Source organism: Noviherbaspirillum sp. (genome assembly GCF_036563305.1).
Classification (GTDB): Bacteria; Pseudomonadota; Gammaproteobacteria; order Burkholderiales; family Burkholderiaceae_D; genus Noviherbaspirillum.
This window is the reverse complement of record NZ_DATCMQ010000013.1, coordinates 421,899-441,872: the sequence shown is the minus strand read 5'-3', so window position 1 is coordinate 441,872 and position 19,974 is coordinate 421,899. Positions and strand designations below refer to the sequence as shown.

Sequence of the window (19,974 nt, the reverse complement as noted above, 5' to 3'; positions counted from 1 at the left end):
TGCACAAACTGCTGCGGGGCTCAAGGCGATGCGGCAGCCGGCACCCACGCCCCATGAAAGCCGAATGGAATCCGGCAGGGAAGCTGCACCACTGCAACGGGGCCGCCCGTGATGGCGGTCGCGTTGAATACCAGCAGGTCGCTGCGCTGCTCCGCCGCGCGCCATGCGATCGTCAACAGCCAGCCGTCTCCCTCGCCGGCGGCTGCATGCCGCGGCGCAAACACCGGCTCGGACAGGACATCGCCATGCGGCAGGCTGAAACGCTGCGTAGACCCGCTGGTGAAGTCATGGCAGGTCAACGTGCCATACAGGGTTTCCTCCGCCGCGTTCCTGACCTGTCGATCGGCATGGCAGACGTACCAGCCGTAGCGGTTGTAGCGCCCCGCGTATCGCTCGTCGATCCTGGGGAACTCCGCTGGCACGTCATCGATGACGGTGCGCCGGATTTCGCCGGCCGGGCTGGCGAGGTCGATCGTCCATCGGGTCAACCGGGCCGCCGCCTGTGCGGGATCGGCCGGCCGCCCGTCGGCATCGGGCATTCCCGGCGCCGTCGCCGACGTCATCGCGTAGGCCGTGATCCTGCCATCGGCCTCCCATGCATTCATGAAATGGAATACATGACAGGCGTCGGTTTCGATCCATCGCATGGCTGCGATGTCGGCCCCCTTCGGCAGCACGCCGATGTGGACGGCACGTTCGGTTTCCCATGCAAACAAGGGTTTTCCTTGCCTGACCCGGTCCATGCTGGAGGTGAGCGGGGTGATGGGAAACAGCACGTGTCCGGTGGTCACCGCGAAGTCGTGCACCATGCTGGCGTAGGGCGCGTGGAAGACGGCCAGCGAGGCCACCCGGCACGCCTCGTCCAGCCTGCCATAGTGCATTTCGGTCGATCCCGGTCCGCCGGCCGAATAGGCGAAGAAGTGCAGCTCGCCGGTATCGGGGTCCGGTTTGGGATGCGCGGTGAAGCGCGTGGAGATCGCTCCGCCGAAATCCTGGTATCCCCGCGACGCCAGCGTCAGCGGATCGAACTCGAACGGCAGGTGCGACTCTTCCAGCGCGAACAGCCTCCCGCCGTGCGAAACGATATTCGTGTTGGCCGTCCCGGTGCTCCGGCCAAGCACGGCCGGATCGCTGGTCGCCGGATTGCCGAACGTACCGAAGAGCGCCTTCCCCGCCCGGTTTTCCAGTTCCCACTTTGGTGTGCGCATCCAGCGGTTCCTGTACGCGGCCTTCCCGTTTTCCAGGTAGAACGCGTGCACCATGCCGTCGCCGGCGAACCAATGGTAGAACCTGTCCCGCGGGTCGAACTGCGGATTCGGTCCGACGCGGTAGAGCACGCCGGCCAGCCCTTCGGGCAAGGTGCCCGCGACGGGCAGCGCGACGGCGTCGAGCTCGCTGCGGACCGGCGCGAAGTTCCCGCTCAGATGATGGTGTTCGAGTGTCATGACGAGGCCTTGGTCTTGTTGTCGATGGAATGTGTCTGCAGCGCCAGCAATGCCTTGTCGAGGTAATCGAGGAAGCGCCCGTCGATGCCCGAGCCGAACCGCAATGCCGGCTCTGCGGCGAATGCCTGCTGCAGCTTTGCCGCCAGCCGCTCGTCCCCGCCCACCTTCTTCTTCGACAACACGGCCCATTCGCCCGCAAGGCGCAGCAGTCCCGGATCGTCCGCCGCGGTGCCGTTCGCCATGTGCGCGCGGATGGCGGCAATGAGCGGCGGCCACGAGGTGGTGTGCCGGACATAGTGTCGGCGCAGTCGCCGGATCTCTTCCTCGTTGCAGTACCTGGCGTAGATGCCGATGCGACGATGCGCCATGGCGCGCGAGATGTAGGTCATGCCGGCCTGGTCCACGCCGGAAATCCATTGCAGGGCGCCCTCGTTCCATTGCATCGCGTAGTACTTCATCAGCAACCCTTCATCGCCGCCGACTTCGCGCATGAGAAGCTGCAGCCAGCGATAGCCGAGGTCCTGTGCCTCGTCGCTGTCCGGCGGGACGCCGCGCGCGATCAGCTGCCGCAGCTCGCCGGTGAGGGCCGCCTTCTCTTCGTCAGGCGCGTCCTGGACCGACGCGCGCTGCAACGCCAGCACGTCTCGCTCCTCGTCGCTGAAGTACTTGAAGACAGCCGACATCTGCTGCAATGCAGCCAGCCAGTCGTCCATCGGGAGGGCATCGGATTGCTTCAGCCGCGCTTGCAGTTCCGCGAGATGATCGCGCAAGACGACCGCATGGCGGATCTGATGGCTGAGGAAGGCGATCTGCTTTCCCACGATGTCCGGGAAAGTGGCGCCGCCGGCGTCCAGGACCCGCCGGATCTCGGCAAGCGAAAGATTGAGACGGCAAAGCGCCTGTATGCGATAGAGCCGCGCGACATCGTCCGGATCGTAGAGCCGGAACCCGCCCTCCGACCGCCGCGAAGGCGAAAGCAGGCCGATCTCATCGTAGTGCCGCAGCGCGCGTATCGTCACACCGGTGCGCTTTGCCAGTTCGCCGATTTTTAATAGCATGATTGCCCCTGAAGTTTCCATCATGCTAAACCCTCCCGTTACGAGAGAGTCAAGGGGACCCGGGCGGCCTTGACGCCGTCCGGATCGTACAGGCCGTGCGGGAGCGGACTACGGTAAGCACCGGTCATTGCCGCTGGAGCTCGCTGCGCGAACGCATCTCCGGCTACCCGGGCGTGGCGGATAATGGCTGCAACGACCGCCGCCGTCCAGGCTGGCTGTGGCCGTACGGGACCGAGGCAAGGCTGGGCTGTGTCCTGGCGCCGGGGTGGCGAAGGTCGAGGGTCCAGGCTCCGTGCATCCGGTCGCTGTCGACAGCCTGTTTGAAACGCCCTGTGCATCGTTCGGGGCAAGCGCGCACATTTCTGGAGGTCGAAGCAGGATGAGAAACACCGCATTCGCCATGTTGCTTGTGTCGGCGGCCCTGCAGGGTTGCGGGTATCCGGGGATGGACGGACGCCGGACAATCGCCGGCGATCTGCAGTCGGAGATGGCGGAGATCCGTCACCGGATCGCGCAGGAAATCCGCGATGCAACCGCGCAGCGGGAACAGCAGTGCCGGGTCCTCGCACTGGGCGAGAAGGCATGCGGGGGTCCGCAGGCCTTCCTGGCCTATTCGACCGGGGCGTCGGACGAGCGGAAGCTGCTCGAGTTGGCGCGGCAGTATGCGGAAGCCGAACAGAAGTACAACCGCGTTACCGGGGCGATGAGCACATGCAGCTACCTGATGCCGCCGGGCGTCCGCCTGGAGAAGGGGCAATGCACGATTTCCCTGCCACCAGCGGGGGCGAAGCTGCCCTAGCCAACGGAGCCCGCCTTCCGGTCCCGGGCATCGCTTCGACAGCCCGTGGCCCCGGGGTTCGGACCCCGGCCGCGTCAGCGGGCAGCAGGGAAGGTTTTTATTTGTCCCGGTAGATCGCGCAGAGCTTGTGGCCGTCGGGATCCCGCACATACGCGAGGTACATCGCGCCCATGTTGCTGTCCCGGGGACCGGGCGGGTCCTCGATCGATTTGCCGCCATGCGCCACTGCGACATCATGAAATTCGCGGACCTGCTCTGCCGAGCTGCACTTGAAGCCGATGGTGCCGCCGTTCGCAAAGGTCGCTTCTTCCCCGTTGATCGGCTCGGTGATGCAGAACGAACTGCCGTCATGCCGGTAGAAGAGCCGGGTATGGCCGGAATTCGCCCTGTGGCGGAATGGTTCGCCGGCCCCGAGCACCCCGAGCACGGCGTCGTAAAAACGCTTAGAACGTTCGATATCGTTCGTGCCGATCATGACGTGACTGAACATGGTTTCTCCTCTGTCCCAGATTGCATTGGAAGTGTTGATTGTCGAATCGGGAGGCCGATGGCTTGCAGGCGCAATGCCGCCTGGCACCCCCGGGCATCCGGCCGAGTGTAAAGATTTATTTCCTGTACGGCAACAGCGCAAGCTTGCCGCGTGCGTCGGGCCCGGGCACTTATGCCCTTGCGGAAGGACGTGGTATCGAGGGAGCAACAGGACGGTTGGCCGGGGAGGGGTGTCGATGCCGGCAACACCTAGGACCGCGGCTTGGGCAAGTGCACGAACTTCTCCATGAGATCGTCGAGTATGCCGTCGACATGGCCGCACAGACCGGAATGCGCAGGAGAGACCTGGAGAACCGCGCTCCGCGTTGCAACCAGAAAGTCGAATACCTGGCGCAGCGTGCGGGCCGGGCCGGGATCGCTGCCTGAGCACGCCGCCCGGAACGCATCCAGCGATGCCGCCAGCGAGGCGAGGTCCAGGTGCGGGTCGAGCGCCAGCAGCCGTGCGTTGTCGCACGCGAACCCGCAGGCCAGGAGGCTGGCGGATGGGCACAGCACGATCACGCCGACGTTCATGAACTCACCGCGCTCGACGCGCGGCACCACGCGCACGACCGCATAGTCGTAACGATGCAGGGAGCTAGCGGAGACGGTCATAGGCTTCCAATGCTTCCACAACGAACGGGCGAGGGGCTTCCAGGCGATCGCAGAAGAAGCGGATGTACTCCTTGCGCATGCGCCCGGCTTCTTCGGGGGTATCGCCCAGCCAGCGCTCCGGGACCGCAGCCACGGTCGCTTCGATAAACGGCACATCAAGCCGTGCGCTCAGATCGCCGTCCAGCTCGGCCAGAAGGCTGGCATCGCGAAGAAGGACGTGATCCTTGACCTGCGCAAAACGGTCCTTCGCCCGCGAAGGCAGCGGCGACGGCGCGTGATGGAAATAGAGGGCGGCGCCGTGGTCGATCAGGTAGAGCTTGCGGTGCCAGACCAGCAGGTTGGTATTGCGCCGCGTCCGGTCCATGTTGCACACCAGCGCGTCAAACCAGAGTATTGCCGTGGCGAGCCCGGCGTCCACCGGGAACGCCGCGGGGTCGAATGCGAAAGCACCGGGCAGGTAATCGAGCGCGAGATTGGTGCCGCCGCTGGCGCGGATCAGGTCCTGAATCTCGGGATCCGGCTCCGTATCCGCCAGCGAAGGATCGAGGTCCATGAGCACGATCTCGGGAATCGGCAAGCCCAGCCTGCGCGCGATTTCTCCCGCAATGAGCTCGGCAACGAGCGCCTTGCTGCCTTGCCCGGAGCCGTGGAACTTCAGGACGTACATGCCGTCGTCACTGCCTTCCACGATGGCAGGCATCGAGCCTCCCTCCCGCAGCGGCGTGATGTACCGGGTTACCTGGATTGTCCTCATGAGCTGGTTCTCAGTGAAATAGGCGTGGCATGCCAGTCTGGACCATTCCCTTGCGTCAGCGTCAAGCCGCGCCCGGCGTCCGGACCAGGGCGACGACAGAAAAGACTGCGACGCACCGGTTGCGGGCCCCATCCTACCACCGGCGACGCACGGGATGATCCCGCCCCTTCACCCGCGGGCCGGCACGAGAACCTTCAGCAGTTCCGGCCGGTTGAGGAACTGCCGCCGCCAGGCATCAGGCGCAGGCATTGCCGCCGGATTCGCGGGCGTGGGGAGGACATGTTGAAACGGCACCTCAGCGAGGGCCGGCGCGGTTCCTGCTCCGCGCAAGCTCGCGGTCGAGGGCGTTGGCAAAGTTCTGGCGGTCCGCATGGCTGAAGGCGGCCGGGCCGCCGGTATCGACCCCGCTGCCGCGCAGTTCTTCCATGAATGCCCGCATCGTCAGTTGCTGTGCAATCGTATCCCTGGTGTACCAGTCACCGCGCGGGTTGAGCGGCAACCCGCCCTTGTCGAGCACCAGGGCGGCCAGGGGAATGTCGCCGGTCACGACGATATCGCCCGGGCTGACGCGACTGACAATCTCCGCATCGGCCGCATCCGCGCCGGCAGGCACCTGCAGCGCACGGATGAAGCGCGAGCCCGGCACGCGCATCAACTGGTTGGCAACAAGGGTGACGTTAAGCTGCAGGCGATCGGCCACCCGAAACAGGATCTCCTTGATGACTGCGGGACAGGCGTCGGCGTCGACCCAAATATGCATGACAGACCAGATGAGGCGGCAGGAGAACGCATTGTAACGGCAGGCTGCTCAGCGGGTGCGCATGCCTCCGCCGCTTCCTGCCTGATGCGGCACCGGGCGAACCAACATTCCTCTCGAGATCGGTGCCTCCCGGCATGGGGCCGGTCATACTGCAGGTGTTGCGTATGTCGTGTTTCTGGCGGGTACAAGCATGTGCATTTCCGCCGCGCGATCACGGAGCCGTCGCTCCCGGTGTTGAGGTGTCATAAATGAACAGGAGCGCGCCGGCAACATAATCTCCCTGCGTTCGCCCATTCCCCTTCCACGGCGAACGAATGCGCCGAGAACGACAGGTCGCTGGCTCAGCATGGAGCCGAACCCGAAAGGCTTCCGGCAAGAATGTGGAAGGCTAATCTGTTGAAGCACATGGCCGACAAGAACTTCGATTACGAGGAGAATCTGCTGGCCTGTGCACGCGGCGATTACGCCGCACTCGCCAAGATCTACGAACAGGAGGCGTCATGGCTCCTGGGCGTGGCGCTTCGCATCGTGAGGCGGAAAGAGCTGGCACATGAAGTACTGCATGACGCATTCATACAGATCTGGCTGAAGTCATCCGGCTATCAGCCGACACTCGGATCCGCACGCGGATGGATCTACAGCGTGGTCCGCCACCGTGCGATTCATATCCTTCGGGCGGGTGCGCATGAGATCCGGGAACCGGATTCGCAGGTGGACGCCCGCGCGTCGGAGGATCCGGGACCTGCGGACGTGTTCGCTGAAAAGCGCAACGCCCAGGCCCTCCATCGCTGCCTGGATGTGCTGGACGAGCAGAAGCGGCACTGCATACTGCTGGCCTACGTCGATGGATACACCCACGCCGAGATCGCAAGCCGACTTGGCCACCCGCTCGGCACCGTCAAGGCATGGATGCGCCGCGGCCTGCTGCTTCTACGAGAATGCCTTTCATGAATTTCCGAAACGCGGATGAGATCGTGGAGGTTGCCGGGGAATATGTACTCGGCGTTCTGCCGCAGGCGGAGATGGATGCGGTCGAGCGGGAGATGCTACGCAATCGGGAACTCGCTGCCGCAGTCGGGTTCTGGCGCGACAAGTTGCTGGAGATCGCACCGCCGCCACCGGCTGTCACGCCACCGGCCCAGCTATGGCAAGGTATTCACCGCCAGCTTCGAGGCACATCTCACCCAACCGCCGTTTCCCGCTGGTGGAACAGCCTGCATTTCTGGCGATTCGGCGGCATTGCCGGCCTGCTTGCCACGGTACTGTTATCCGTCTACCTGGTCTTCACGATGCAGGAGCAGGAACATGCAGCGTATCTCGCCGTGCTGCAGCCGCCGGTGTCAGGAACGCCCTGGCTGGTGGAAATCGACGGCCAGGCCGTACGCCTTCGTCCATTGGCGCCCGTCGAACTGCCGCCAGGGCGGTCCGTGCAATTCTGGACCAAGCCGGAAGGCGCTGATGCCCCGACTTCCCTTGGACTGGTCGCTCCCGACAAGCCCAGCGTCGTTGCCACTGACAGGCTTCCCGGACTGGGCCCCAACCAGTTGTTCGAAGTCACGCTGGAACCGCAGTACGGCTCGCCTACAGGCCGTCCGACCGGGCAGATACTTGCCGTCGGCAAGGCGGTACGGCTTTAGCCTGCCACTGAAGATTCCACTCAGGCAGCAGCGCTTTTATTTGCGTTCTGCTGCATCCGATTCCGGGTCTCCTGCGTAGTACAGGGCAGGCCGGAACATAAAGCACTTCGTTATTCGTTCCGACTGGTGAACGCTACCCGTCTTCTGCACGTCATGCGACGGCAGGAAGGGAAAGTGCGTCCGACTTCAATCCCCACGTACGCGCGGACTGTCGCTTGGCAGCGAGCGCGCAAACCAGGAGCAACACCATGAACACACATCTGCTTTCCACTCTCATCGTCGCGGCGAGTGCTGCCACCATGCTTGCTGCACACGCAACGGAAGACAGCGGGCACAAGGGCGCCGGGAAAGACGACCGGAGCAAGGCCGTCGCATCCGGTGCAAGTATCAGCAGCAGTCCCTTGCAGGTCATCGGACTGACCAGCGACCAGCGTCTCATTGAATTTCGCGACAGCCAGCCTGAATCAGCCCGCGATATCGGATCGTTGCAGGGGCTGATGTCAGGTGATTCCCTCGTCGGGATCGACTTCCGCGTGCAGGATGGCGGGCTCTACGGCGTGACAAGGACCGGCGGCATCTACGTCATCGACCAGACCACTGCGCAAGCCAAGAAGGTCAGTCAACTGACGGTTGCGCTGGAAGGCAACAGCTTTGGCGTCGACTTCAATCCTGCGGCCGACCGCTTGCGTATCGTCAGCGACAGCGGGCAGAACCTGCGTCACAACGTGAATTCGGGCGGTGCAACCCTGGTCGATGATTCGCTCGATTATCCTGCTGCAACGGCGCTCAACAATGTCGGCCCGACCGCGACCGGCGTGAGTGCATCGGCGTATACGAACAATGACCTAGAAGCAACGACGGCCACCACCCTGTACAACATTGACGGCAATCTCGACCAGCTCGCGTTGCAGTCTCCTCCCAACGACGGAACGCTGGCAGCGGTGGGCAAGCTGGGTACGGACGCGGGAGCGGAAGTCAGCTTTGATATTTACAGCATGGTACGCGATGGGGCTGCAGTCGGTATCGAGGGACTCGCCTCGATTGCATCCGATACCGGAATGTCTACCCTGTACAGGGTCAACCTGGCAAATGGCAGGCTCCAACCGGTGGGCAATTTTGCGAACCAGAACAAGGTGATCGGCATTGCCATTCCTTTGGTACAGCGCTGAGCATCGCTCGGAAAGCGGCGCATTGCCTGCCCAGGTCGAAGCACTCTGTGCTCGCCGCATCTGTGGACAACAACAGACGACAATCTTCAAGGACCCTGCGATGTCTCGTAAATTTCGATTTTTCACGATGGCTTCGGCGCTCGGCATCATGTTGGCGCTGGGCGCGTGTGGCGGCGGCGGAGATGACGATACCGCAGCACCTGCCGCTGCCGGCGGGCCGCGGCAGGCCTTGCGGCCGGAAGCGTTCACCACCGACCTGCTGGCGATCCAGAACGCCGCGAAGCAGCCGGACCACCGGATGGCGATGGCATGACCGCCATGACCCCGGAGGATGCGGGACGCTCGCGACCGCGCCGCTCGAAGCCGATATAGGCGTTCAACACCGCCGGATTGCGGGCATGCTGACCTTCCCGCCGAGCGCGCATCTTCTTCGCGAGGCCTGGCTGTGCAGAAAGCCGGTTTTCCCCGCGGGATCCAGCATCAATGCGGGGAATGCCGCCATACGGCTGTGGAACTCGCCTTCGCGCTCAGCCTGGTTCCCGTCTGACGCCAGGTCGGAATGCGCTTCGACGCTCGGCTTCACCCCGTTTGCAGGATGGCCGGCTGCCGGCGCAGCGACGGTCGTCGGAAGCAGGAACGGCATGCAAGGCGTCAGGGGAATACGCCCAGCCGCATGTGCAGGACAGGAAAAGGCCTGCCCTGGCCGTCCAGCGGCAATCGGCCGACAATCTCGAATCCCATCCGCCTGTAGAAGCCCACGGCATCCGGATTCTGCTCGTTCACGTCGACCAGCCCGGCGCCCATGCACGCTCTCGCGTGATGCAGAAGCGCCTTGCCTGCGCCTCTCCCGCGCCAGTCGGGTGCAATGAACAGCATTTCAACCTTACCGCCGGCGACGCCGACGAAACCTTGAATTCGGGCGCTTTCATCCACGCTGACCCGGAGGTCTAGAAGCGCAAGGTATTCGTTGCGTACAAGCATACGCAACGCATCGATGTCCTCGCTGTCGGGGAGATGATGCGTTGCCCTGACCGACACCTCCCACCCGGCGGCCAGGCCGTCGTGTGCGGACCGCGATGCTCGTCGTATTACCGTGGCGGTGCTTGCTGTGGCTTCTGTTGCATGGTGGGGAGGTCGGCATCGTCGCATCCTGCGCGGCCTTCTGCCGCGTGCCGCGCATCGTGCATCCGCCGCCGCGTATCGGCATCGAGCAACTTCCGGATGTCGGCGAACAAGGGATGCGACGCGGTGTACTGCTGCCCGTACCGGAGGTTGAATGCATAATCGAAATCAGGCGGATTCTTTCCCTGATTGTGCTGGAGGATGGTTTCCAGCTTGTCCATTGCCTTGACCACGCCTGCCTCGGGCGTCGCGCCTTGCTCATACTCTTCCCATAGCGACAGGATGCCCGCCTTCAGCGGCGGGTCGAGCGGCGCGGTAAGCAGCAACAGATCCTGCTCTTCCTGCGCGCGCTTCCTGTCGGGGGAGACCTGGGCGACTGCCGGAATGTCCCCGCTGATCGCCTCCGCCAGATCATGGACGATGCAAAGCTTGAGCACCTTCAGCATGTCCAGGCCGTCCAGGCGGTCTTCGAGGACAAGCGCCATCAGGCAAAGCCGCCAGCTGTGTTCCGCGGTGCTCTCTGGTCGTCCGGTCGACGTGTGCCCGCTCCTGAGGACATTCTTGAGCGCTTCCGCAGCCCGAAGGAACGCGAGCCGCGATTCGATCGTCAGCTCGCCCTTATCCGTCGCGTCTACATTGTCATCCATGCCGGCAAGTGTATTTCGTCATGCACTCGCACGTCCACGCATCGATTATGCGTGCACCCTCGCTACAGGGTTTCGACCAGGCGCGCGGCCGTGCCGTCGGAAAGCGTCAGGCGGGTCCAGCGGCACCTGCCGGGCACGATGGGGACGACTTCGGAGCCGTTGGCGCCGCTGGCAAACTCGAGCGAGGCCGGCGCCATGTTCTCCCGCCATCCGAGATCGTCGAGCACGGCTTCCTTCAGGGCGATCTCCTCCGTGGCAAACGGCCACAGGGATTTCCCGAGAAGCATGGCAATCGGCAGCGAAAACTCCGCTTCGCGCGATCGGGAGCAGGCGAGCAGCCTGTGCGACAGGTCGCACACGAGATGGACCGGCCGGGTGCTTTCCTGCACCAGTCGGGCCAGTGCGCTGTCAGCGGCCGAGGCGATGCGCGCCTGCAGCAACTTCTCGACGCGGGCGCGCTCCCTTGGGCTCATCTCCTGCGCCCCCGCCTCCCACCGCGAGATCGTCGACTGGTTGACGCCAAACAGTTCGGCCGCGTGCGCCTGCTTGATCCGGTGCAGCGTACGCCACTTGCGCAAGGCGATCCCGAGCGGCGGTTTGCGCAGCAACAGCTCCGACATGACGGCCTCCATGACGATGAAATGATCGCTAGTTTACCAACCTGCGAAACGCGTACCCATGTGACCGGTCCGCGTGCACGACGGGACGTTTGCGGGGCACGTCGCCGGCTGCGGTGCCGGGCCTCAGGCGCTTGCGGCGTCAAGCGAGCGCAGCATGGCATCGGCCTGGTCCAGGGCGTGCTCGCTGAAGACGGCAATGCCGTTCGCCATCAGCAGGGACGCGGTCACCCCGGGCTCGCCGACGCGTGTGCCGGAGAAGCTTCCGTCATAGGTGAAGCCGGAGCCGCACGACGGGCTGCCCTCCTTGAGCACGGCGACCAGGATGCCTTTCGCGCGGGCTTCTAGCAAGGCCTGCTGCGCGCCGGCCACGAAAGGCGCCGTGACGTCGGCCCCGGTCGCGTCAACCACCGAGGACATGCGCCTCAGGACGGCCGCGCCGCCGGCCGCCCGCGCGATCTCGGCGGGCGGGCGCGGCGTCGGCAGGCCGCCGGCCGTCTCCGGGCATATGGCAACAATGCGTCCCTCTGCGCGCCAGCGCTCGACGAGCAGGCTGTCTACACGTTTGTCGCTGGCGTCATAGCGTACGGGTTTGCCGAGCAGGCAGGCACTGATGAGAACGCGTTGCATCCTTGTACCAATGGGAAGTAGAACCGGCCACTGTGGATTGTCCCGCGCAAGCGCGGCAAACCCGTTCGGCAATCGGTCGTTGAAAAGGGATGCATGCTACCACCTCGGCAAGCGCACGGCACGCCGCCGGCCGGCCGTATCGTCCGGGCGCCATTCGCGCAAAACCCTGTCCCCTTTCGCGTGCCTCTCGGCGTGCTTCCCGGCGTGCAGCGAGCGGCCGTTGCATACCATCGCGGCGCAGCCGGGCGCCGGTGACGGAACCCGGTTGCTGCCCGAACCGGAGCAGGACCTTGCGCCGATTCAAACGGTCGGAAGCGTACCGCCGTCGACGACATATTCCGCACCCTGGACGAATGCCGCGCGCGGCGACAGCAAGAATGCCACCACCTCGGCGACATCCTCGGGCCTGCCGGGCTGGCCGAGTGGAATGCCGCCGAGCGAGTCCATCAATGCGTTGCGCGCCTGCGCCTGGCTGATGCCTCCGTGGATGGCCATGCGAGCGATCAATGCACTGGCTGCCGTGGTCTCGATAAAGCCGGGCGCCACGGCATTCACACGAACGCCACGGGGACCGAATTCATTGGCAAGGGACTTGCTGTAGTTTGCAAGCGCGGCCTTCATGGCGGCGTAGGCCACCGTGGATTCATGGAGGGGCAGGCGGCGCTGGATTGATGTGATGTGGACGATGGCGCCCGCGCCTTGCCCAAGCATGCCCGGCAAGAAGGCACGGTCGAGGCGTACCGCGCCCATCAGGTTGCTCTGGAAAGTGGCTTCCCAGATGGCATCGGTCAGCGAAAGCGCGCCGCCGCCCGGCGCAGACGAACCGCCTACATTATTGACGAGCAGATCGAGGCCGCCGAATTCACGTTGCACTGCCTCGGCAACCGCATCGGTGCCTTCCGGAGCCGTGATATCGGCCTCGAGGTAGCGCACGCCGGCCACGGGCGCCGATGCCGCACGGCGCGCGGTCGTTGCGACGCTCGCACCGCGGTCTGCCAGCAAGCGCACCACCGCCTCGCCGATCCCCTTGGTTCCACCTGTCACGAGCGCTCGCTTCCCGTGCAATTCCAGGTTGTTCATGCGCTTATCTCCATGGATGCGATCCGGTCTCCGCGCAGAACGAAGCGGTAGGCAAGCATGACAGGGCTGCCCGGAAAATCGCCGGTCACGCGTGCGTGCATCAGATAGTTCTGGTCGGCGCCTTCAATGCGGCTGGCTTCCACTGTGGGGTGGTAGCGGCGATTTGCTCCTGATTGCCAGGCCGCGATGGCGGCGATGCCGAAATGCGATTGTGCTTCATCGCGAACAACGGCATCGGCGGTGAAGCATGCGGCAAGGGCAAGCGTATCGTTGGTGTTCGCTGCCCTGACGTAGGCGGCGATCGGTGCGGGAAGATGACGCATGGTGGTCTCCTTGGGTTGAGCAGGCAGTCTAGGCGACCGGATTGCGGAGAAAAACATTAGTAGCCGGCAAGGCTTATGAACTTTTGGTTCATAATGAGTGCGATGGCCTCACTCGACCTGATCCGTATATTCCTGGCGGTCGCCCAATACCGCAGCTTTTCCGTCGCGGCGCAATCGCTGGCGATCAGCCCTACTGCCTGCAGCAAGGGGGTGCGCGCGCTCGAACGCCGCTACGGTGTCGTCCTGTTCAGGCGCACCACGCGCAGCGTGTCCCTGACCGAACCCGGCGTCAGCCTGCTCGCCATGCTCAAGCCGGCAGTCGATCAGCTCGAGGAGGCGTTCGCCGCCCTCGAGTCCTTCCGCGAGCGACCGGCGGGGCGATTGCGGATCACTGCGCCGCGTGCGCTCGGCTTGCGGGTCGCGCGCCTGCTGGTGCCGGCCATGCGGGCGCACTATCCGGACGTCTCACTCGACCTGTCGTTCGATGATGGTGTGATCAATCTGGTGGCGGAGGGATACGATGCCGGCATCCGGCTGGGGCAGTCGATCGAGCTGGACATGGTCGCGATACGCCTGAGCCGTGACATGCCGTGGTCAGTCGTCGCCGCCCCGCAGTACCTCGAAAAGCATGGCGTGCCGGGCGTGCCGCAGGATCTGCTCGGGCATCGCACGCTGCGGTACCGCTTCAACAGCTCCGGCCTGCTGCATGCGTGGCGGTTCTCCGGCGCCGACGGCATGTATGAACTCGAGACCGATACTGCGATCGTCGCCAACGATACTGCGGCGATCGCCGAGTTTGCGCGCCAGGGACTGGGCTGTGCCTACCTGCCCGATATCGAGATCGAGACCGACCTGGACCAGGGCCGTCTCGTGCGCGTGCTTGAGCCGTTCGTACCCGCAACGACGGGCCTGTACTTGTATTTTCCGCTTCGAACACAGGCGCAGCCGAAAATGCGCGCCTTGATCGAACAGGCGCAGGCGCTTGCCGCGCGGCGGGCGTTTGACGTTTGAATGCGCAGCGCGGGCTGCCCGGCGCGCGCGTGCCCGACGCTGGCTGCGTCCCTGACGTCCGCCGCCAGGGGGATGTCCCGGTATGGACAGGCTGCAGGCGCGCCTTGCAACGCCTTGGTTCCTTGAAACGCGGCAACCGTGGCAGGCCGAGATGCAGCGGCATCCGCCTGAATATCGTCAGGCCGCTCGCCCGCGCGGCTTCGCTGCAGCCGTGCGTGGACGCGTGACCGCCCGGGTATGAGACCACGCGATCAGCTCCACCAGGTAGTCGGCCGGGACTGTGTCGACATCCACGATGGTCACCCAGTGAAACCTTGCCAGGTAACGCGCCGGCTTGATGCCGGGCACGTCGGTCAGTTCGAGGAAGCGCTCCGGCGTCGTGCGAATGCTGAAGCGCCACTTCTCCGGATCGCTGGTCTTGAAGTAGGCGAATTTTTTGCCGGCGGCGTAGTAGACAAGCACGTTGCTGGGCGGCCCGAACAACCTGGAGGATGCGCCCGGATAGCGGCCGCAGTGCTCCTTGACAGCGTTGACATCCATTTACCCTCCTTGCGCGGCGCGACGATTGCATTGCCCGGCACGACGCGCATGCGTCCGCACGGGTGCTGGACGCAGCAGCAACGCCAGTTCACCCGCCGGCCCTGGTGATGACTATGCTTCGGCCCACTGCGTCCGGTACAGCGGACTCCAGGACACGACCGGCTTCAGGCGCTTCTCGTTGGCCCCTGCGGGAAGCGCCGGATGGATTCGGAATTGCTCACCCAGGGCAGCATGCTCTCGCAATAGATGCTCAACCCGGGCACAAGCCTCTCATGGCCTTGCACCGTCCCGAGATAGACCATTGCCAGCCCTTTGTAGGTATGCGGGTTTGCGTTGAAGATGGGGGTGCCGCAAGTCACACAGAAGTGCCGCCTGGTGCGCTCCGTCACTGCATAACTTGCAAGACCGTTCTTCCCGTACGTGACAGAGAATGCTTCTTCCCTTACCACGAGGTACGAGGAGAGCGGCGCACCCGTCATGCTTCTGCACAATGTGCAATGACAGGCGACGACCTGCAACGGCGCGCCGTCGACCTTGAATTGGACCTGACCGCATTTGCAGCTACCGGACGACTCGATCATATCTGTAGAGACGGGAGATCTGGGTCGCTCATTATATAGATCGATTGAATTCACGGTTTGAGGCGGGCCTCCGTCCGGCGCCGGTGCATGTCCACAGGAAGAAGCCGAAGGGAAGCAGGCGACCCGGTCCCCGAGCGGCAGCCAGGCAACGCGCCTTGAGAAGTCCCGCGTTGTTCGACTGCCGGGCATGCGACCCGTCTCACGCCGCCTGCTTGCCGAGCCGGCATGCAGGGGACGATCGATGCGTCAGCGGACCTCGTCTGCGTCCTTGCGGTTGTCGAATGCGGGGCCGCGCTCGAAGCCTATCGGAGATACCAGGACATACTCGAATCCGCGTTCGAAATCCAGGACTGTATAGTTGCCCGGATACTTGTTCTCATCCTTAAGGTATTCGACGACGCCTTTGGTGTTATACAACGTTGTTGGCAAAAGCCTGGGTCTTTGAGGGATGGATATGTCCACGACCGCGATTGGATAAATGGTTTCCAGCTGATGGAATGCCGGCGGGACGGAAACCGCGTGCTGTTCACAGTAGGCCAGTATGCGGACCCGCTTGCTTGCGATGCGCTGCCCGTCAAATACGCTCATGTCTTGGGACCCGATCAGATTGAAACAGAATGGTTGAGTGGTTGGGGCCGGACATGCGAAATGCGCCGGACATGGCAATTATCGCTTCTGTCGAGGGAGGGATCCTCGTGCATCCTATGCATTTCACTCTGCTGCGAAGCAGGTGTCAACCGGACGGTGTGCCTAAAGCACAGTGCCCGACAGCGCCGAAGGGAGCGCGCGGGCGGAAGCGGTCGGGTAGTGACAGACGCCTGGCTCCCCAAACCGCCACCCGCACACCTGGCCCGTTTGGCCGCGTAGGGCCGCCCAATCTTCAGAGATGCATTTCACAGGCCGTTCAATTGCCCGGGTAACGGCAATCCCTCCGCGCGCGCCAGGCGCTCCATGGCGGTTTCGAGGATCGCGCGAGCGCGGCCCGCGGCGAGCTGCAACTCCTGATGCAGCAGCGCATCGTCCGCATTGCGGGACGCGCATTGCGCACTATAGCGCTCGAAGCTCCCGACCATCAGCAGAAGGTCCGCGAGATGACGCGGGCATTCGCACGCCAGCCGGTTCCCGGCGGCCGTGATCGTGGAAAGCAGTTCTTCGTCGAAGCGCACCTCCGGCACCTCCGGCATCTCCGGTCGCGGCGGCGATAACCTTTCCCCCGCCAGCGCTGAACGGCATAACAGCAGCAATTCGCCGAGCTCGGCCGGGATGCGCGCGACCAGGCAGCCTTGCGCGCGCAAGGCACGGATTGTGGCGGTCGCGCAGAACCGGTACAGGACGACGACGGACGCGGCCGCGCATGCCTGACGGGCCGACATGATCAATGCCAGTGCACTCTCGTCGAGCTCGGACTGTTCAACCAGGAGCACTTCCACATTCGCCTCCTGAGGCAGCGACGCAGCTTGTTCCAGCCGGGAGCAACTGCATTGCACGACAATGTCCTGCCCCTCGCGTCCGCTCGCGGCGATGCGCCTGGCAAGGCTTCCGCCGATCACGGCCACCCTCAGCGGCCCCTCCGTCTTTCGTTGTGCCCCAGGCGCGGCGACCATCTCCTGCAACTGTTCGAGTGGCAGCCTCGCCAGTATTCCGATCGCATGGCCCTGGTCCACCAGCTGCTTGAGCAGGCCGAGGCGGCGCACCTGTTCCGCCGAATACAGCCGCTGGCCATGCGCCGAGCGCTCGGTATCCGACAGCGCATAGCGGCGCTCCCAGACGCGCAGCGTTTCCGCCGACAGCCCGGCCAGCCTGGCGGCAACGCCGCTCCGGTACGCAACCGCGCTGTCCGCCGGTGCCGTTTCATTTCCTTCGACTTTCCGCGTCTTCTTCATGATGACCCGAGGTTGACCCGTTAAAAACGGCATTATAACGGTACAAACAATGGACAGAAAGGCCAGTGAAGCATAAATTCACTTCGTACGCGGTTTGCGTCTTCCGGCGTTTCGCGTTCGTCCATGCCGCCGCACCGTGCGGCGGTTCAATTCATGTATGCGAGGAGCAGGCAATGAAACGTACTCTGATGGGATTCTCTGTCGTCTTTGCAGTCGGCGCAGTTCAGGCGGCCGACATTGTTGACACTGCAAAATCGGCAGGTTCATTCAACACATTGGTCACGGCAGTCCAGGCGGCGGGACTGGTCGACACCCTGAAAGGGCCCGGTCCATTCACTGTTTTCGCCCCAACGGACGAGGCGTTTGCCAAGATCCCGAAAGAGAAGCTCGACGCGCTGCTCAAGGACAAGGCTGCGTTGACCAAAGTGCTGACCTACCACGTTGTGCCGGGCAAAGTCATGGCCAAGGACGTGAAGGCGGGTGCGATCAAGACCGTCGAGGGCAGCCCGCTTTCCGTGACCTTGAACGACGGGAAAGTCGGCGTGGACAAAGCCACCGTCGTGAAGGCGGATGTTGCAGCGGACAATGGCGTCATACACGTCATTGATTCTGTTGTGATGCCCAAGTAAACCTGGGCCAGACGCCGCCAGGCCCGCCATCGCGCGGGCTCTGCATAGCCGATGCCGCTGGTCAACGACCTGGCGCGTGGAACGCAATCCCGTCCGGGCTCGATCAGGCGTCAAGCCCGGCGGGGACGCCGTGGTCCACACCGGAGATGCGCAGGCAGTGATGCGGCATTTCCGGTCGGCGCGGGGAGATCGCGCGCGTTACCCAGCCTGATCGTCCGGTGCGCCGTACTGCTGTATGACCTGCTGCTCCGTGAGCATCGGAGTCTGATTTGCAAAGGTGTAGTAGGGAGGCTTCTTGTCGACGTAAATCTGGCTGCTCAGTTCGAAATCGCTCGATTCGAATGCGCCTGCCGGGATGAAGTATTCCCCCGTCGCCAGGAACTTGTAGTAGAGGTGGGTCCCGCACCGTTTGCAGAACGCGCGTTCCGCCCAATTGGATGAGGCATAGGTGGCAATCTGGTCGGCGCCGCTGAACGCGACGTTCGGTCCGCAGTGAACGGCAAGCAACGGTCCGCCTCCCCATCTGCGACAGAAACCACAATGGCAGGCGCCGATGTCCCGCGCATCCGGAGATATGAAGCTAACCGCTCCGCACAGGCAATGACCGTTCATCTCATTCTCCTTTCCAGGGGCCGCGATTTTGGGTGTGAAACCGAATCCTGGCACGGCATCGTCCTTACAGCAACCGTCGCCCGACGCAGCCGCTGCCAGCGCTCGTTTCGATCGGCAGGCGACCCGCGCGGCATCGTCGGCAGTCTCCCGCCGGGTGGCGGGACGCTGTCCTGCGAGGCTGGCCGAGCGCCGCCCGGGCGCAATTGCGCTCCTGTTCTGCTGGCGCAGCAACGCATCATGAACGCCGCACTGGTGCGTCTCATGCGCGGGACGTCGTTGGTCAGCTGCTCTGCTAAAGTGTGAATCCGGTCAATCTCGTTGAATTCTCAGATGAATCAGCAGCAGCTTTGGGTAGAACCTGTCGGTGAGATCATCCTGGCGCGCCTTCGCGGAAAGTGCGACGAGCATGTCATCAAGGAGTGTCAGGATCGTGTCCTGACGCTCTTGCAGGACACGCAGCAGTACAAGGTGTTATATGACGCGCTGGAGCTGGAAGATCCCACGGTCGACATGGCGCTGCTGCAGCAGAAGATGGATCTGGAAGCCTGGAAACAGCTGGGTCCCGCTCCCCTGCGCAGGGCCATCCTGGTTCCCAATACGCGCATTGCCTATCTCGCCCGAATCGCCTTCGGCCAGTTCGGCGAGGGTGCGTACCGCGTCTTCTACAACGACATGACACAGGCGGTCCTGTGGCTTGACGAGAAATAGCCGCGCCGACGATCGGCTGCAAAGGGGCGCGGCCGATCACTCCCATTCGATGGGAACGCGGCAGACCCGGCCATACGGGATCGACGGCCGGGAGGATGTGCCGCCATCCAGCGCGCGCCGTTATTCCGGCAGCGCCAGGAGCTCGGCCTTCTTTCCATCAAATGCCTCGAGGATCCGACGTGGTGCCCCGTGCGAAAGCCGGTCGTTGCGGACGAAAACGGGGCAAGGGTAAGTTTCCTGCTGCCGTCGGTGCGGCCCGCTTTCGTCGACGCCGATTCGTGCCGGCACAACCCATCAAGGCTTGCATGTCACGCATCGCGTCGAAAGCCGGAGCGGGGTCATCGGCCAACCCATTTGTGAATCACTTCGCGGTATTTCCTGAACGCGGCTTCATTTCCCAGCTCGTTGCGCCACTGGTAAATGGGGATGATGTCGGACGCGCCGAGCGCCTTGGAGGCAATCTCGACGCTTTGGGAAACGAGGTGCCGCCGGCTCTCCATGCCTGTGAAGTGCACGAGGAACGGAGTATCCCTGGCGATGGGATGGGCCTTTGTTATCCGCAGGAAGTCATAGAACTGGCCGTCGTTGAAATGCACGCTGCAGGCAATCAGGTCGAATGGCTGATCCAGTTGTTCGACAGCAGCGGAAAGCGTCAGCACCGCCGTATAGGCGAACTCGGGGCTTGGATAGGCTTGGTCAAGCACGGGAAGGGCTTCAGGAACGGTGGCAGTCAAAACCCGGATAGGTTGCAAGTAAACTCCGAATGGCGGAAAAGTAAAGTTCGCGTGCAGACGAATGGTGGTCCGCCCGATTCCCGTTGCGCACG

Annotated in this window: 27 protein-coding genes; 8 read left to right on the top strand and 19 right to left on the bottom strand. The window is 63.7% G+C overall.

Going from position 1 to position 19,974, the window contains the following annotated elements:
- Positions 1–20: 20 nt before the first annotated feature.
- The gene (locus tag VIM12_RS12495) at positions 21–1,445 is read right to left on the bottom strand and encodes a carotenoid oxygenase family protein (RefSeq protein WP_331941960.1); all 1,425 of its coding nucleotides are present in this window, start codon (positions 1,443–1,445) and stop codon (positions 21–23) included.
- Positions 1,442–2,503 carry a MerR family transcriptional regulator gene (locus tag VIM12_RS12490; RefSeq protein WP_331941959.1) on the bottom strand — a complete coding sequence of 354 codons (1,062 nt, stop codon included), beginning with the start codon at positions 2,501–2,503 and terminating at the stop codon, positions 1,442–1,444. The genes VIM12_RS12495 and VIM12_RS12490 overlap by 4 nt, the downstream gene beginning before the upstream one ends.
- Before the next feature lie 379 nt (positions 2,504–2,882).
- On the opposite strand from VIM12_RS12490, the gene VIM12_RS12485 reads away from it, so the two are divergent.
- Positions 2,883–3,302, top strand: coding sequence for a hypothetical protein (locus tag VIM12_RS12485; RefSeq protein WP_331941958.1), 420 nt, complete (start codon positions 2,883–2,885; stop codon positions 3,300–3,302).
- A gap of 97 nt (positions 3,303–3,399) precedes the next feature.
- On the opposite strand, the gene VIM12_RS12480 is transcribed toward VIM12_RS12485, so the two are convergent.
- The 4 genes from VIM12_RS12480 to VIM12_RS12465 form a co-directional block, all read right to left on the bottom strand.
- Positions 3,400–3,792 (bottom strand): VOC family protein, encoded by a 393-nt coding sequence (locus VIM12_RS12480; RefSeq protein ID WP_331941957.1) that lies wholly within the window; start codon positions 3,790–3,792, stop codon positions 3,400–3,402.
- A 248-nt stretch (positions 3,793–4,040) separates the two neighbouring features.
- A complete protein-coding gene (locus tag VIM12_RS12475) occupies positions 4,041–4,445 on the bottom strand; it encodes a DUF3037 domain-containing protein (protein WP_331941956.1) in 405 nt (134 codons plus the stop codon).
- Positions 4,429–5,199: a HipA family kinase gene (locus tag VIM12_RS12470; protein ID WP_331941955.1), complete on the bottom strand. Its 771-nt coding sequence runs from the start codon at positions 5,197–5,199 to the stop codon at positions 4,429–4,431. The genes VIM12_RS12475 and VIM12_RS12470 overlap by 17 nt, the downstream gene beginning before the upstream one ends.
- Positions 5,200–5,494: 295 nt before the next feature.
- On the bottom strand, positions 5,495–5,959 hold the full coding sequence (locus tag VIM12_RS12465; RefSeq protein WP_331941954.1) for a YaiI/YqxD family protein: 465 nt from the start codon (positions 5,957–5,959) through the stop codon (positions 5,495–5,497).
- A gap of 378 nt (positions 5,960–6,337) precedes the next feature.
- Here VIM12_RS12465 and VIM12_RS12460 point away from each other — a divergent pair, with 378 nt between their 5' ends.
- The 4 genes from VIM12_RS12460 to VIM12_RS12445 all read left to right on the top strand — a co-directional run bounded on the left by VIM12_RS12460 (position 6,338) and on the right by VIM12_RS12445 (position 9,078).
- Positions 6,338–6,910 (top strand): sigma-70 family RNA polymerase sigma factor, encoded by a 573-nt coding sequence (locus tag VIM12_RS12460; protein ID WP_331941953.1) that lies wholly within the window; start codon positions 6,338–6,340, stop codon positions 6,908–6,910.
- On the top strand, positions 6,907–7,596 hold the full coding sequence (locus VIM12_RS12455; RefSeq protein ID WP_331941952.1) for an anti-sigma factor: 690 nt from the start codon (positions 6,907–6,909) through the stop codon (positions 7,594–7,596). Before VIM12_RS12460 ends, VIM12_RS12455 begins: the two co-directional genes overlap by 4 nt.
- 248 nt (positions 7,597–7,844) lie before the next feature.
- Positions 7,845–8,765 (top strand): DUF4394 domain-containing protein, encoded by a 921-nt coding sequence (locus tag VIM12_RS12450; RefSeq protein ID WP_331941951.1) that lies wholly within the window; start codon positions 7,845–7,847, stop codon positions 8,763–8,765.
- Between the two features lie 22 nt (positions 8,766–8,787).
- On the top strand, positions 8,788–9,078 hold the full coding sequence (locus tag VIM12_RS12445) for a hypothetical protein (protein ID WP_331941950.1): 291 nt from the start codon (positions 8,788–8,790) through the stop codon (positions 9,076–9,078).
- A gap of 63 nt (positions 9,079–9,141) precedes the next feature.
- Here VIM12_RS12445 and VIM12_RS12440 read toward each other — a convergent pair whose 3' ends face one another.
- The 7 genes from VIM12_RS12440 to VIM12_RS12410 all read right to left on the bottom strand — a co-directional run bounded on the left by VIM12_RS12440 (position 9,142) and on the right by VIM12_RS12410 (position 13,184).
- Positions 9,142–9,408, bottom strand: a complete 267-nt coding sequence (locus VIM12_RS12440; protein WP_331941949.1) for a hypothetical protein — start codon at positions 9,406–9,408, stop codon at positions 9,142–9,144.
- Positions 9,409–9,416: 8 nt separating this feature from the next.
- Entirely contained in the window at positions 9,417–9,746 is a 330-nt protein-coding gene (locus VIM12_RS12435) for a GNAT family N-acetyltransferase (protein ID WP_331942045.1), read from the bottom strand.
- Between the two features lie 107 nt (positions 9,747–9,853).
- Complete coding sequence (locus VIM12_RS12430) at positions 9,854–10,534, bottom strand: HD domain-containing protein (RefSeq protein ID WP_331941948.1); 681 nt, start codon at positions 10,532–10,534, stop codon at positions 9,854–9,856.
- Positions 10,535–10,596: 62 nt separating this feature from the next.
- Positions 10,597–11,154 (bottom strand): helix-turn-helix transcriptional regulator, encoded by a 558-nt coding sequence (locus VIM12_RS12425; RefSeq protein WP_331941947.1) that lies wholly within the window; start codon positions 11,152–11,154, stop codon positions 10,597–10,599.
- A 123-nt stretch (positions 11,155–11,277) separates the two neighbouring features.
- Positions 11,278–11,781, bottom strand: a complete 504-nt coding sequence (locus VIM12_RS12420) for a DUF523 domain-containing protein (protein ID WP_331941946.1) — start codon at positions 11,779–11,781, stop codon at positions 11,278–11,280.
- Between the two features lie 300 nt (positions 11,782–12,081).
- Positions 12,082–12,861, bottom strand: coding sequence for an SDR family oxidoreductase (locus tag VIM12_RS12415; RefSeq protein ID WP_331941945.1), 780 nt, complete (start codon positions 12,859–12,861; stop codon positions 12,082–12,084).
- Positions 12,858–13,184, bottom strand: coding sequence for a nuclear transport factor 2 family protein (locus VIM12_RS12410; protein ID WP_331941944.1), 327 nt, complete (start codon positions 13,182–13,184; stop codon positions 12,858–12,860). The genes VIM12_RS12415 and VIM12_RS12410 overlap by 4 nt, the downstream gene beginning before the upstream one ends.
- Positions 13,185–13,286: 102 nt before the next feature.
- Between VIM12_RS12410 and VIM12_RS12405 the strand changes: the two genes are divergently transcribed.
- Positions 13,287–14,195: a LysR family transcriptional regulator gene (locus VIM12_RS12405; protein ID WP_331941943.1), complete on the top strand. Its 909-nt coding sequence runs from the start codon at positions 13,287–13,289 to the stop codon at positions 14,193–14,195.
- A 177-nt stretch (positions 14,196–14,372) separates the two neighbouring features.
- On the opposite strand, the gene VIM12_RS12400 is transcribed toward VIM12_RS12405, so the two are convergent.
- The 4 genes from VIM12_RS12400 to VIM12_RS12390 form a co-directional block, all read right to left on the bottom strand.
- A complete protein-coding gene (locus tag VIM12_RS12400) occupies positions 14,373–14,735 on the bottom strand; it encodes an MmcQ/YjbR family DNA-binding protein (protein WP_331941942.1) in 363 nt (120 codons plus the stop codon).
- 164 nt (positions 14,736–14,899) lie between these two features.
- Complete coding sequence (locus VIM12_RS21295) at positions 14,900–15,316, bottom strand: GFA family protein (RefSeq protein WP_414691782.1); 417 nt, start codon at positions 15,314–15,316, stop codon at positions 14,900–14,902.
- Positions 15,317–15,562: 246 nt separating this feature from the next.
- Positions 15,563–15,904 (bottom strand): hypothetical protein, encoded by a 342-nt coding sequence (locus tag VIM12_RS12395; RefSeq protein ID WP_331941941.1) that lies wholly within the window; start codon positions 15,902–15,904, stop codon positions 15,563–15,565.
- A 305-nt stretch (positions 15,905–16,209) separates the two neighbouring features.
- The gene (locus VIM12_RS12390) at positions 16,210–17,199 is read right to left on the bottom strand and encodes a MerR family transcriptional regulator (protein ID WP_331941940.1); all 990 of its coding nucleotides are present in this window, start codon (positions 17,197–17,199) and stop codon (positions 16,210–16,212) included.
- 173 nt (positions 17,200–17,372) lie between these two features.
- Between VIM12_RS12390 and VIM12_RS12385 the strand changes: the two genes are divergently transcribed.
- Positions 17,373–17,828: a fasciclin domain-containing protein gene (locus VIM12_RS12385; RefSeq protein WP_331941939.1), complete on the top strand. Its 456-nt coding sequence runs from the start codon at positions 17,373–17,375 to the stop codon at positions 17,826–17,828.
- Between the two features lie 198 nt (positions 17,829–18,026).
- Here the strand turns inward: VIM12_RS12385 and VIM12_RS12380 are convergent, their stop codons facing one another.
- Positions 18,027–18,440 carry a GFA family protein gene (locus tag VIM12_RS12380; protein ID WP_331941938.1) on the bottom strand — a complete coding sequence of 138 codons (414 nt, stop codon included), beginning with the start codon at positions 18,438–18,440 and terminating at the stop codon, positions 18,027–18,029.
- A gap of 330 nt (positions 18,441–18,770) precedes the next feature.
- Between VIM12_RS12380 and VIM12_RS12375 the strand changes: the two genes are divergently transcribed.
- Entirely contained in the window at positions 18,771–19,148 is a 378-nt protein-coding gene (locus VIM12_RS12375; RefSeq protein WP_331941937.1) for a hypothetical protein, read from the top strand.
- A gap of 338 nt (positions 19,149–19,486) precedes the next feature.
- Here VIM12_RS12375 and VIM12_RS12370 read toward each other — a convergent pair whose 3' ends face one another.
- The gene (locus VIM12_RS12370) at positions 19,487–19,900 is read right to left on the bottom strand and encodes a hypothetical protein (protein WP_331941936.1); all 414 of its coding nucleotides are present in this window, start codon (positions 19,898–19,900) and stop codon (positions 19,487–19,489) included.
- Between the last annotated feature and the right edge of the window lie 74 nt (positions 19,901–19,974).